Below are 12,896 nucleotides of genomic sequence, written 5' to 3' on the forward strand. Positions count from 1 at the left end.
AATACGGCGCTGTTTGGAGCAGCGCAAATAGCCTCTACATGAAAAGACAATGAGTAATAGTAATCTAGCCATAGTCAGCATTCCTTGAGTGTAAGTAATCATGTTGATGTGGCTAAAAAAAAAAAAAAAANCTCGAAACTTACAGCTCAGTAATTAGTCATATAAACTCAAAATTCCTTCGTTCGTATTGCCGTTATGACTGCAAAAGCTTAGTATCAGGTAACTTCGCAAGCACTTGAGTGCTTGATGTATAAAAATCAAAACTGATTTGCTGAATAATTTGCTATGAAACGCACCGCGTAAATAACGATAAAGTAAAATGCTATTCGGTAATCTAAAAAGAATAAAAGGGTGAACAATGAGTGAAGAACAAAACCAACCGCAGCAAGAGGCGTTAACACCAGAACAACAACAGCAAAGATCAATACAATGGCAACGGAACTGCGTGCAAGCTGCACAAAAACATCTCGCGGATAAAGGAGTGTTACCGCGGAGTATTATTGAAAAAGAATGTCGCTACATTGAACCATTGGTTGCGCTTTGGAAAATCAAAGGTCAAAACGGCAAAAAGTATTGGGTGATCACAGGTAATCTACCGACAGATCATATTGAGGCATCAGCAGCCGCTACAGCTCGTGAAGCACTGCGCTATTTTTCATTCCATTGGCAGATGAAAGCGGAAGAAATTATGTCTGCAAAGCCAGTAGAAAAAACACAAGCCCAGTTTGCTAATCTACTAGTAAACCGAGCTCACGGTCTATATGACCTTTTCGCTAAAGACGAACTTTGGGCTAATGAAGCATCGTAAACGGATCCATCTTGAGTGATTGGATAGGGCATTTCAAGCGCTGTCTTGGAATGCCAGCTTCCATAAATACGTGCCCATGCGTGGAAAACCCCGATTGTAAAAATTCGGGCACTTCATCCAAAATGCATTGGATAAAAACATCTTCAAAGCCTTTGTCTTTTGCCAAGTCAACAAGTCCCCCAATCAATGAAGCGTAGGCATCTCGATTACGATGAGATTTGAATATCGCGATACGGCTTAATAGCCCATCTTCACACAGTCGTCCTGTGCCAACTGGCCCATCGATATCGTCAATAATAATTAAGTGCTCGGCTGTGATATCCTGCTGATCAAATTCAACTTCTTTAGGAATGTGAAGTTCATACACAAATACGCGTTCGCGTATCGCTTTGAGCTCCAATTTTTTGGTTTGCCAAGTTACTTTACTGATCCTATAACTCATACTGCCCCCATCTACAGATTGCACCTGCATTCCCTGTTTAGCGACAAGCTAGAGCTTGCGAAAACCTTGAAGATCAAGGCGTTCGCGGCATATTGTTGTTTTTGTGAACGCGGCTATCTTGTTCTAACAGGCTCTACTCCCAGCCCTCATTGAAGTCAGCATCGGCTGGATCACTGTCTTCAACGAAGTAGGTCCCATCATTAATCAGTTTAGTTAACGTTTGTTTAAATTCCAAACTATTTAATGCAGGAATTATTGCATTAAACTCAAACACAACATGATCGCTTAGCTGCTTTACGGCATCTAAACAATGATGGTCTAATTCATAGTTTTCACCATTGACACTGAACAAAATATGATCGTCACAGATTTGGTAAATAGCACGTACTCCACCAGCGCGATAAACCAATGGGTTATCTTTGGCGATCTCGAGAAGCTCCTGAGGATCAATTACGGGGTCTAATGGCGCGAGATCCATCTCATGTTTTGGTTCGCTGAGTGTTTTTCCAAGCCATTGACTGTATAGTGCCTTATCTTCAAGTAAAGCATTGAGCAGAGACTTTATCTGTTGTTGGTCGTCGCAGGTCACTTCGCCAATAGACGCTCTGAGTTGTAATTCTGGATCGCTAAAACGGCGTTTTCCAGCTTCCATATCAATTACATGATCAGCAAAGCTTGAAAGCAAGTCTTTTTGATCAGGCGCTCTAAAGCCAACTGAGTAGTTTAAAGCATCCTCAACTGCATAACCTTCGTGAGGACAAGCTGGTGGAATATATAAGATATCACCCGGTTCAAGAACTGCATCAATGACCGCTTCGAATTGCTCTACTTGTAATAGACTCTTGTTGCGCGCAAATTGCTTTAGGCTGTTGTCCTGTTTGCCAACTCGCCAATGACGTTTACCTTGTCCTTGAATTATAAAAACATCATATTGATCTAAGTGCGGACCAACGCCGCCACCAGGCGTCGAAAAGCTGATCATCAAGTCGTCTATACGCCAATTTGGTATAAATCTAAACGCTTCTATTAATTGTGCGGCTTGTGGGTGCCAGTGATCAACGGCTTGAACCAACAGGGTGCTGTTGCTATCGGTGAGTAAATCAAATTGTTCAAAAGGGCCGTGATGGGCTTCCCAGTTATCATTGTGATTAGTAACAATTCGAGATTCTATGCATTCTTCAGTTGCAAGGCCGGCAAGTTCTTCTGGCTCAATTGGGTCTTCAAAGTCTCGGAATCCTTGCTTGATGAGTAGTGGCTTCTTTTGCCAATACTGGGCAAGAAATTGTTCGAAGGTAAGGTCATTTATTTGCAGTTGATACATAGGGAAATTCCAGTAATAAAAAAGCGAAAGAGTGCACTCTTTCGCTTATTCTATACTAATTAGTATAAAAACTAGTGTCGTTTTATACTTAACCGAAGTTCAGGTTACTTAGTTTAGTTCGTCAATGAACGCTTCAGCACGACCAATATAGTTTGCTGGCGTCATTTCTTTCATTTGTGCTTTTACTTCATTTGGCAAGTCTAGGTTATCGATGAAGTCAGCCATGATTTCTTTGTTTACGCGTTTACCACGAGTAAGATCTTTTAGCTTTTCATATGGCTTTTCGATACCGTACTTGCGCATTACCGTTTGGATTGGCTCTGCAAGTAGTTCCCAGTTATCATCAAGCTCAGCAAGTAAACGCTCAGCATTAACTTCTAACTTGCTAACGCCTTTTAGCGTTGCTTGATACGCGATAAGCGCATAACCCATACCAACACCTAAGTTACGTAAAACTGTTGAGTCAGTTAGGTCACGTTGCCAGCGTGAAACAGGTAGCTTTTGTGCAAGATGAGCAAAGATAGCGTTAGCAATGCCAAGGTTACCTTCAGAGTTTTCAAAGTCGATAGGGTTAACTTTGTGAGGCATTGTTGAAGAACCAATCTCACCAGCAATGGTTTTTTGCTTGAAGTGGTTTAGCGCGATATAACCCCAAACGTCACGGTCAAAATCAATTAAGATAGTATTGAAGCGTGCAATCGCATCGAATAGCTCAGCGATATAGTCATGCGGTTCGATTTGCGTTGTGAATGGGTTCCAAGTCAAACCTAGGCTTGATACAAAACGTTCACTGTGTGCATGCCAATCGTAATCTGGATAAGCGCTTAGGTGAGCATTATAGTTGCCAACGGCACCATTGATTTTACCAAGCATTTGTACGTTAGAGATTTGCTGACGTTGACGTTGCAGGCGAACATACACGTTTGCAAACTCTTTACCCATGGTTGATGGGGAAGCAGGTTGGCCGTGTGTACGAGTCATCATTGGAATTGACTTATACTCAATCGCTTTGCCTTTGATTGCGCTCAGTAGTTCATCACAGTATGGCAGTAATACCTTGTCACGCGCTTCAGTTAGCATTAGGCCATGAGAAAGGTTATTGATGTCCTCAGAGGTACATGCAAAATGAATAAATTCATTGACGGCATTTAGCTCGGCATTGTCAGCTACTTTTTCTTTAAGAAGGTATTCTACAGCTTTAACGTCGTGGTTAGTGGTGCGCTCAATCTCTTTTACGCGTGCTGCGTCTGCTTCGCTGAAGTTTTCAACGATGCTATCAAGAAGTGCGTTGGCTTCATCGCTGAAAGCGGGTACTTCTTTAATGGCGTCGCTGCTCGCTAGCGCTTGTAGCCAACGAACTTCTACGATGACGCGGTATTTGATCAAGCCAAATTCACTGAAGATGCTTCTCAGTTCTTTGGTCTTGCTACCATAGCGACCATCCACAGGAGAGATAGCGGTTAACGCTGAAAGCTCCATAATAACTCCTAACTATTTGTTTTTGAACGATACTTAGATAATGGTATTAGAACCACTACGAATTTTATACCAACTTGATTAATTAAGTGGTCTACTTTGAGGCGATAAAATCTAATCGATAACACCGCTTCCGCATCCTGCTCACGCCAAGGTATTTACATCCATGTAGGCAAGGCGAAAATTTTGCTATTTAGTGTTCTAAATAAAAAATTTTTAACCCTGTTAGCGTCAGATTTACTCCTTCAAATTGAGCAAGTATTAAGACAAATTGGTATCATATATAACTTTTTGCAGCAGTAACGATTTTCTTTTTCGCAAAAAAGAATTGACGACGTTTACCGCCGAGCTGGCGCCACAGTACTGCACTACGTATCCCTGCAAGTAATAATGCCCGAATTTTTTGTTGTGTTGCTGTTTGTTTTAATAACTCAGGCTTACCGAATACTTGGATCTTAGGGCCTAGAGGGCTTATTACTTGACCGTAAGTGTCGGCAAGTGCTGCAACAACTTGGCTTTCACAGATATCAAAGTGTAATAACTGGCGCTCAACTTGCTGAATTTTTTGCGCTAATAAATCAAGAGATTTGCTATCGTTACTTAGCACCCGCTCTAACTGCATCATAGCGCCAACATACTTAACCATTTCAACGTCTTTTTCGCCGCCAGCTGAAAGCTGCTCGATTAGCGTTCGGCAGCCTGTTTTGATGGCAAATTTGTCTGGGTAAACGTCCTCAGGACGTTCAGGAGAAGTGTTAATAATGCTTCTTAAAAAGCCCTCAACTTCGTTTTCATTGAAGGTGCCGTAACGCGCACATTTTTGTACCAGTTTACTGATCTGACACATTGCCGCCAGAGGCATTACGTATTGGTTTTGCATTATTTAATCACCGACTCGATAATACCGCCGCCAAGGCACACATCATTTGCGTAGAATACCGCAGATTGTCCAGGAGTTACGGCTTTTTGTGGTTCATCGAATAGCACGCGTGCCATACCATCTTGACCAACTAATAACGTACAAGGGATGTCGGTTTGGCGATAACGTGTTTTTACCGTGCAGCGAGTTGTGCCTTGTGGACCTACGCGGTCAACCCAATGTAGCTGATTTGCGTTTAAACCGTTGCTGAACAGGCGAGGGTGGTTTTTACCTTGCCCAACAACCAATACATTACGTTCGATATCTTTATCTACCACATACCAAGGTTCGCCGTTGCCTTCTTTCGAACCACCAATTAATAGACCCTTACGTTGACCTAGCGTGTGGTACATCAAGCCTTCATGTTCACCAACATGATTACCTTCACAATCTTCAATCACACCAGGCTGCGCGGGTAAAAATTTGGCAAGGAAGTCTTTAAATTTGCGTTCACCGATAAAGCAGATCCCGGTTGAATCCTTCTTATCATGCGTGATTAAGCCTTGCTCCTCTGCGATTTTACGCACCTCTGGCTTTTCAATTTCACCCACAGGGAAGAGTGTTTGTGCAATATGTTCATGGCTTAATGTGTAAAGGAAATAGCTTTGATCTTTGTTCTCGTCATCTCCACGAAGCATAACGAATTTACCGTCACGCTCTGCGCGACGAACATAGTGGCCAGTTGCGATATAGTCCGCACCCAACGCTTCTGCTGCAAACTGTAAAAAGGCTTTAAATTTGATTTCTTTGTTGCACATGATGTCTGGGTTTGGTGTACGGCCAGCTTTGTATTCTTCAAGGAAATGTTCAAACACATTGTCCCAGTATTCAGCAGCAAAGTTCACAGTGTGTAGCTCAATACCTAGCTTATTACACACTGCCTGAGCATCTTTTAGATCTTCAGCTGCTGCACAATACTCATCATTGTCATCTTCTTCCCAGTTCTTCATAAACAGGCCTTCAACTTGATAGCCTTGTTGTTTTAAAAGGTAGGCAGATACAGAAGAATCTACACCGCCGGACATTCCGACAATGACTTTAATGTGACTATTATCGCTCATAATTTCGCTATTAATCTTAGTGCTCAGATAGAAAGCGCTTATTATACTTAAATCTCTTTAAATTGCACGCCCGTGAGGCGTTCAAGCGCGGGAGAAAAGTCCTTGTAGAAATGCTAAAGCACTCGATATTCACCGTTTTTAAGATCGCCCAGACTATATTTACCTATTTGTGCGCGAATAAGTCTAAGCGTGGGGTGACCAATGTGTGCCGTCATACGACGAACTTGTCTATTACGTCCTTCTTTGATGGAAATAGAAAGCCAGGTTGTTGGAATATTTTTGCGCTCTCTAATCGGCGGATTACGTGACCAAACATTGGGCTCAGTTATTACTTCTACTTTGGCAGGTAAAGTTGGACCATCTTTTAGTTCTACACCGTTTCTAAGCGCATTTAGGCTTTCGCCACTTGGCTCTCCTTCGACCTGAACCCAGTAGGTTTTATATGTCGATTTTTTAGGAGAAGTCAGGGTGTTTTGTAATTTACCGCAGTTGGTCAGTAGCAATAGCCCCTCACTATCTCTATCCAAGCGGCCTGCAGCATACACATCTTTGATATCAATAAAATCAGCCAATGTTTGCCGATTTTGATCATCAGTAAACTGACACAAAACATCAAAAGGCTTATTAAATAGAACCACTTTTACTTGCTCTGGCGGTAGGGCGGGTTTTGACTGCCGGTTAGTTATTGGCTTTTTCCGCGTTGTGGTGTGTCTAGAGAATGCGGGCTTGTTAGCATGTGATTTTCTTTTGTTATTTGTGCGGGCTTTACTACTTGTGTTCATCGCCACATTCCTAAGGTTCACGAAAAATGGCATTTTAGCGTAATTGCTCACGAGTGTCGCCTGAAAGCAAAAAAGCGACCCTCGGGCCGCTTTTTGACTGTTATCCGAAGATTACAGTGACGCTAGTACATCGTTAAATACCGCAGAAGGACGCATAGCTGCAAACGCTTTGTCATCTTCAGGCTGGTAATAACCACCAACATCCATTGCTTGACCTTGTGCTTCATTCAGTGCAGCAACAATATCAGCTTCTTTTGCTGTTAGTTCCGCAGCAACATTTTCAAACTTAGCTTTAAGCTCTGCATCTTTGTCTTGTGCAGCAAGCTCTTGAGCCCAGTACATTGCAAGGTAGAAATGGCTACCACGGTTATCAAGCTCTTTCACTTTACGTGAAGGCGACTTGTTTTCATCTAAGAATTTAGCCGTTGCTGCATCTAATGTATCTGCAAGTACTTGTGCCTTAGCATTACCTGTTGTTTGGCTCAAATGCTCAAAAGAAGCAGCAAGTGCAAGGAATTCGCCTAGCGAATCCCAACGCAAGTGGTTTTCTTTTTCGAACTGTTGTACGTGTTTAGGCGCAGAACCACCCGCACCAGTCTCGAATAAGCCACCGCCATTCATTAGTGGAACGATAGATAGCATTTTTGCACTGGTACCAAGCTCTAAAATTGGGAAAAGGTCAGTTAGGTAATCACGTAATACGTTACCCGTTACTGAAATAGTATCTTCGCCTTTTTTCATGCGCTCTAGTGAGTATAGCGTTGCATCTACTGGTGCTTTGATTAAAATTTCAAGGCCATCAGTATCATGCTCAGGCAGATAAGCGTTTACCTTTTTGATAAGTTCAGCGTCGTGAGCACGGGCTTCGTCTAACCAGAAAACGGCAGGTGTATTCGTTGCGCGCGCACGGTTAACCGCTAGTTTTACCCAGTCTTTGATCGGCGCATCTTTCACCTGACACATGCGCCAGATGTCGCCCTCAGCAACGGTATGCTCAAGTAAGGTGTTACCCGCCGCATCTACAACGCGGATTGTGCCAGCTGATGGCGCTTCAAACGTTTTGTCGTGTGAACCGTACTCTTCCGCTTTTTGTGCCATTAGACCGACGTTAGGGATCGTACCCATAGTACGTGGGTCAAATGCACCGTTTTCTTTACAGAAATCGATAGTTGCGCCGTATACACCTGAGTAACAACGATCTGGGATCACAAAAGCCGTATCTTGTTGTTTACCTTCAGCATTCCACATCTGACCGCTTGAACGAATGGCAGCAGGCATTGATGCATCGATGATCACGTCACTAGGTACATGCAGGTTTGTAATACCACGGTCTGAGTCTACCATCGCGATATCAGGTGCTGTCTCGTAAACTGCTGCAAGGTCAGCTTCGATTTCTTTGCGCTTCGCGTCGTCCAACGACTCAATTTTTGAGTACACGTCGCCAACACCGTTGCTTGCATCAACACCGATTTCAGCAAATGTCGCCGCATGCTTTTCGAATACGTCTTTGTAGAATACTTTTACAGCATGACCAAAGATGATTGGATCTGACACCTTCATCATGGTTGCTTTCATGTGTAGCGAGAATAAAACGCCTTTATCTTTTGCTTCTTGTACTTGCGCTGCTAAGAATTCACGTAGTGCCTGTACACTCATACGAGAGGCGTCAATGATTTCACCCGCAAGTAGTGGCGTGCTTTGTTTAAGTACGGTGATGTCACCATTGCTCGCCACGTGTTCAATACGAACATCAGTCGCTTCAGTAACCGTTACCGACTGTTCAGAACCGAAGAAGTCACCGTCAGCCATTGATGCAACATAAGACTGTGAATCTTTAGACCAAGCACCCATTGAATGCGGGTTTTTACGAGCATAGCCTTTAACTGAAGTTGGAGCACGGCGGTCTGAGTTACCTTCACGAAGTACGGGGTTTACTGCACTACCTTTGATTTTGTCATAACGCGCTTTAACATCGGCTTCTTCGTCTGTTTTGGCTTCAGAAGGATACTCTGGCAGCGCGTAACCTTTAGCTTGCAATTCTTTAATCGCTGCACGAAGTTGTGGAATTGAAGCACTGATATTAGGTAACTTGATGATGTTAGCTTCAGGCGTTTTAGCAAGTGCACCTAGCTCAGCGAGTGCATCACCAATACGTTGTTCTTCTTTTAAGTACTCAGGGAAAGTCGCAATAATACGTCCTGCAAGTGAAATATCGCGAGTTTCAACTTCGATATTTGCAGGCTTAGTGAATGCTTGGATGATTGGCAATAGCGAGTATGTTGCGAGAGCCGGGGCTTCATCTGTTTTGGTATAGATAATTTTCGATGTCATCATCATTCCTAGATAGTTGTGGGCTGTTACGCCGTTCAACAATTGCTAATAGGACTAAGCAACGCAATTTTCACACTCAACAACGTGTTGTTGTAGCCGGTTTAAACTGGACCAGTTCACTAAGCGATTAGTGAAAGATGTAAAAAACCTCGACAATCCTCGTTAGGATCTATGTCTAGGTAGCGCAGCATTAGCAAGTTTGTTAGGTATTTATACTTTTGGCTTATCACAATAACTGGTATTCATTCAGCATTGAAATGCATTAAAGTAGCAATATCTAACCAACCTGAAATTGACTTTGCAAGCGTGCTTTAGTCTAACAGTGTTTGCATATGGGGGCTAATTATTAAATTTAAAGTGTAAAAGTGAAAAGTTATAACAAATGAGATAAGAAAAGCCTGAAGATTTCTTTTCGATTTGGAGGAGTGATTCAAAGAGAGGAATAAGCGAGCACTCATGTAACCCGCTTTAGCCAAAAACTACTTAACACTTAAACAACATCTTCCGTAATTGGAGCAATGTTAGTTGCGTGTAGACCCTTGGGCCCTTGTTGTAGCTCGAATGATACATCCTGACCAGCTTTAAGCGTCTTGTATCCATCCATTACAATCGTTGAGTAATGAGCAAAGATATCTTCGTCACTGCCGTCTTCTACGATGAAACCAAACCCTTTGGCGTTATTGAACCATTTGACTTTTCCGCAAGCCATACTTCTACATCCTTCTATAAGTTGACTAAATTTAAGTTAATCTACTCTTTTAATTTTGCTAAACTGCCCATAGATTAGACAGTCATGTACGACTGTAGTTTATATGAGCAAACAGTCAAGTTTTTTGCTATTTTTTTTAACATTTTATTTATTTCTCAAATCTATTTGCTTGAGTATATAAGACAAGACTATATTTATTATGAGTGGGACAAAAGATTCGGGTGTATTGGACGCCGTTCGCGAGGAACAGAAGCAGCAGCTTCAACCGCCGCGAAAATATAAAGTGATTTTAAACAATGATGATTACACGCCCATGGATTTTGTTGTCGAGGTATTGACGACATTCTTCAATATGGATAGCGAGAGAGCAACTGAGGTGATGCTTGAAGTGCATCACAAGGGAAAAGCGGTATGTGGAGTATACCCTGCTGATATAGCCCATACTAAGGCTGAGCAGGTAAACCGATATGCTCGTGACAACGAGCACCCGCTGCTCTGTAGTTGTGAGCAGGAATGACCTATAAATTTCTTGTTGGGGGTTGCCAATGCTAAACAAAGACTTAGAACTTACTCTTAATGCCGCGTTTCGCGAGGCCCGTTCTCGCCGTCACGAGTTTATGACGGTTGAGCATTTATTACTTGCATTGATCGATAACCCCTCTGCTAGTGAGGCGCTAGATGCCTGTGGTGTCGATATGGATACCTTGAAGCGCGAGTTATCAGAGTTTATTGATGAAACTACGCCTGTTATTCCAGATTTAGAGGAAGACAGAGAAACACAACCAACACTTGGCTTTCAGCGCGTGTTGCAGCGTGCGGTATTCCATGTTCAATCCTCTGGTCGCTCAGAAGTGACTGGAGTAAATGTACTTGTTGCTATTTTTTCTGAGCAAGAGAGCCAAGCTGTTTATTTACTGAAAAAGGCCGACGTGAGTCGCTTAGATATCGTTAACTTTATTAGTCATGGCATCTCTAAGATTGAAGATGATCACGAGCAAGAAGATCATGAAGAGATGCAAGACGATAGCGGTGAAATGCAACAGGAAGAGAAAACCAAGCTGGAAAACTTTACGTCCAACTTAAATGTGCAAGCGGAATCTGGTCGTATAGATCCGCTGGTTGGTCGTGATGAGGAAGTTGAACGTACGGTTCAGGTACTGTGCCGTCGTAAGAAAAACAACCCATTACTCGTTGGTGAAGCGGGGGTTGGTAAAACTGCGATTGCTGAAGGTTTAGCGTATCGGATCGTTAATAATCAGGTACCCGATGTAATTGCCGATGCAGTAGTTTACTCACTGGATATGGGGGCGTTACTTGCGGGGACAAAATATCGCGGTGACTTTGAGAAGCGGTTTAAAGCGCTACTGAAAGAACTTCAATCGAAACCGCATGCAATATTATTTATTGACGAAATCCATACCATTATCGGCGCTGGGGCTGCTTCAGGTGGTGTGATGGATGCGTCTAATCTAATTAAGCCATTGTTATCGAGTGGACAACTTCGCTGTATGGGCTCAACAACATACTCTGAATTCAAAAATATTTTTGAGAAGGACAGAGCGTTAGTGCGCCGTTTCCAAAAAATTGATGTGGTTGAACCAAGTGTCGAAGATACCACTAAGATCTTACATGGATTGAAAGAGCGTTATGAAGAGCACCATGGTATTCGTTACACGCAAAAAGCGTTAAAAGCGGCTGCTGAACTCAGTGCTAAATATATCAATGAGCGCCATTTGCCAGACAAAGCAATCGATGTCATTGACGAAGCGGGCGCAAGTCAAAGGCTACAGCCAACGTCAAGACGTAAGAAAACGATTAATGTGTCGGACATTGAAGCGATCGTCTCTAAAATGGCGCGTATTCCACAGCAAAGCGTATCATCTAGTGATAAAGAAACGCTTAAGAATCTTGATCGCAACTTGAAGATGTTGGTGTTTGGTCAAGATGAGTCGATTGACGCGTTAACATCAGCAATTCGCTTATCACGCTCCGGTCTTGCTAATGAAGACAAGCCTGTAGGTTCATTCTTGTTTGCAGGTCCTACAGGGGTCGGTAAAACCGAAGTAACCAAGCAACTTGCTAAGTGTATGGGTATAGAGTTTATTCGCTTCGACATGTCTGAGTACTCTGAACGCCATGCCGTTAGCCGACTAATTGGTGCGCCTCCGGGGTATGTGGGCTTTGAGCAGGGGGGACTGTTGACTGAGGCTGCAATCAAGCATCCCCACGCAGTGGTGTTGCTCGATGAAATAGAGAAAGCGCACCCGGACATCTACAACATTCTATTGCAGGTTATGGATCATGGTACGCTAACAGACAACAATGGTCGTAAGGCAGACTTTAGAAACATTGTGTTGGTGATGACAACAAATGCGGGTGTGCAAGAGACTGTTCGTCAATCGATTGGATTCCAGCAGCAAGACTACTCTCATGATGCCATGGTAGAAATCAATAAGGTGTTCACACCAGAGTTTAGAAACCGCTTGGACAACATCATTTGGTTCAACCACCTAGAGAAAGAAGTTATCTTGCAAGTTGTTGATAAATTCATTGTTGAATTGCAAGCGCAGCTTGATAAGAAATCGGTTAACCTGGAACTTACGGCTCAAGCACGAGATTGGCTGGCAGATCTTGGTTATGACAAGGCAATGGGGGCTCGTCCAATGGCGAGAGTTATTCAGGACAACCTGAAAAAGCCACTTGCCAATGAAATCTTGTTTGGTCATTTGTCTGATGGTGGGACAGTGAAAGTCACAGTGAAAGACAACAAGTTGTCCTTTGATTACCAAACGGAAGCGGTATCAGCATAAAACCTTTGAAGTATTTGATAAAGGCCTAGCGTTGCTGGGCTTTTTGTTATCACTCAGTTTGATGCGGCATTACCGTCTCTCAAACTCAGTGCTAGTCGTTCGTGTATACTAATTGCTCGTTCCCTGATCCGATCATTCGACCAAGAGTGATTAAACCAAAAGGAACGAGCATGAATAAGTTAGTTGAAACCTACTGCGATGTCGATGATTTCTGTCAGTTATTTATCATACACTGGC

General features: G+C 42.9%; 11 protein-coding genes. 3 read left to right on the forward strand and 8 right to left on the reverse strand.

Features of this window, described 5'->3' with window-relative positions:
• Positions 1-358 precede the first annotated feature (358 nt).
• Positions 359-808 (forward strand): DUF4826 family protein, encoded by a 450-nt coding sequence (locus tag CKO50_RS06785; protein ID WP_095727547.1) that lies wholly within the window; start codon positions 359-361, stop codon positions 806-808.
• On the opposite strand, the gene CKO50_RS06790 is transcribed toward CKO50_RS06785, so the two are convergent.
• The 8 genes from CKO50_RS06790 to cspD form a co-directional block, all read right to left on the reverse strand.
• Positions 792-1,250: a GNAT family N-acetyltransferase gene (locus tag CKO50_RS06790; RefSeq protein ID WP_095727557.1), complete on the reverse strand. Its 459-nt coding sequence runs from the start codon at positions 1,248-1,250 to the stop codon at positions 792-794. The two genes, CKO50_RS06785 and CKO50_RS06790, sit on opposite strands and share 17 nt — an antisense overlap.
• A 133-nt stretch (positions 1,251-1,383) precedes the next feature.
• A complete protein-coding gene (locus tag CKO50_RS06795; RefSeq protein WP_095727548.1) occupies positions 1,384-2,571 on the reverse strand; it encodes a cupin domain-containing protein in 1,188 nt (395 codons plus the stop codon).
• 108 nt (positions 2,572-2,679) lie between these two features.
• Complete coding sequence (gene purB / locus CKO50_RS06800) at positions 2,680-4,050, reverse strand: adenylosuccinate lyase (RefSeq protein WP_095727549.1); 1,371 nt, start codon at positions 4,048-4,050, stop codon at positions 2,680-2,682.
• A gap of 274 nt (positions 4,051-4,324) precedes the next feature.
• Complete coding sequence (hflD, locus tag CKO50_RS06805; protein ID WP_095727550.1) at positions 4,325-4,927, reverse strand: high frequency lysogenization protein HflD; 603 nt, start codon at positions 4,925-4,927, stop codon at positions 4,325-4,327.
• Positions 4,927-6,027 (reverse strand): tRNA 2-thiouridine(34) synthase MnmA, encoded by a 1,101-nt coding sequence (mnmA, locus tag CKO50_RS06810; RefSeq protein WP_095727551.1) that lies wholly within the window; start codon positions 6,025-6,027, stop codon positions 4,927-4,929. Before mnmA ends, hflD begins: the two co-directional genes overlap by 1 nt.
• Positions 6,028-6,140: 113 nt before the next feature.
• Positions 6,141-6,809: a pseudouridine synthase gene (locus CKO50_RS06815; RefSeq protein ID WP_095727552.1), complete on the reverse strand. Its 669-nt coding sequence runs from the start codon at positions 6,807-6,809 to the stop codon at positions 6,141-6,143.
• Between the two features lie 111 nt (positions 6,810-6,920).
• Complete coding sequence (locus CKO50_RS06820) at positions 6,921-9,140, reverse strand: NADP-dependent isocitrate dehydrogenase (RefSeq protein WP_095727553.1); 2,220 nt, start codon at positions 9,138-9,140, stop codon at positions 6,921-6,923.
• Positions 9,141-9,630: 490 nt separating this feature from the next.
• On the reverse strand, positions 9,631-9,849 hold the full coding sequence (gene cspD, locus CKO50_RS06825) for a cold shock domain-containing protein CspD (protein ID WP_010379294.1): 219 nt from the start codon (positions 9,847-9,849) through the stop codon (positions 9,631-9,633).
• Positions 9,850-10,048: 199 nt separating this feature from the next.
• Here cspD and clpS point away from each other — a divergent pair, with 199 nt between their 5' ends.
• Entirely contained in the window at positions 10,049-10,366 is a 318-nt protein-coding gene (clpS, locus tag CKO50_RS06830; RefSeq protein ID WP_010379297.1) for an ATP-dependent Clp protease adapter ClpS, read from the forward strand.
• A gap of 28 nt (positions 10,367-10,394) precedes the next feature.
• Positions 10,395-12,659 carry an ATP-dependent Clp protease ATP-binding subunit ClpA gene (gene clpA / locus CKO50_RS06835; RefSeq protein ID WP_095727554.1) on the forward strand — a complete coding sequence of 755 codons (2,265 nt, stop codon included), beginning with the start codon at positions 10,395-10,397 and terminating at the stop codon, positions 12,657-12,659.
• The last annotated feature ends 237 nt before the right edge of the window (positions 12,660-12,896 follow it).

This window comes from Pseudoalteromonas sp. HM-SA03, from assembly GCF_002289345.1.
GTDB lineage: Bacteria > Pseudomonadota > Gammaproteobacteria > Enterobacterales > Alteromonadaceae > Pseudoalteromonas.

Bases quoted from the DNA above. Each gene is read 5' to 3' on its own strand.
- CKO50_RS06785 (WP_095727547.1), top strand. From the start codon at position 359: ATGAGTGAAGAACAAAACCAACCGCAGCAAGAGGCGTTAACACCAGAA.
- CKO50_RS06790 (WP_095727557.1), bottom strand. From the start codon at position 1,250: ATGAGTTATAGGATCAGTAAAGTAACTTGGCAAACCAAAAAATTGGAG.
- CKO50_RS06795 (WP_095727548.1), bottom strand. From the start codon at position 2,571: ATGTATCAACTGCAAATAAATGACCTTACCTTCGAACAATTTCTTGCC.
- purB (WP_095727549.1), bottom strand. From the start codon at position 4,050: ATGGAGCTTTCAGCGTTAACCGCTATCTCTCCTGTGGATGGTCGCTAT.
- hflD (WP_095727550.1), bottom strand. From the start codon at position 4,927: ATGCAAAACCAATACGTAATGCCTCTGGCGGCAATGTGTCAGATCAGT.
- mnmA (WP_095727551.1), bottom strand. From the start codon at position 6,027: ATGAGCGATAATAGTCACATTAAAGTCATTGTCGGAATGTCCGGCGGT.
- CKO50_RS06815 (WP_095727552.1), bottom strand. From the start codon at position 6,809: ATGAACACAAGTAGTAAAGCCCGCACAAATAACAAAAGAAAATCACAT.
- CKO50_RS06820 (WP_095727553.1), bottom strand. From the start codon at position 9,140: ATGACATCGAAAATTATCTATACCAAAACAGATGAAGCCCCGGCTCTC.
- cspD (WP_010379294.1), bottom strand. From the start codon at position 9,849: ATGGCTTGCGGAAAAGTCAAATGGTTCAATAACGCCAAAGGGTTTGGT.
- clpS (WP_010379297.1), top strand. From the start codon at position 10,049: ATGAGTGGGACAAAAGATTCGGGTGTATTGGACGCCGTTCGCGAGGAA.
- clpA (WP_095727554.1), top strand. From the start codon at position 10,395: ATGCTAAACAAAGACTTAGAACTTACTCTTAATGCCGCGTTTCGCGAG.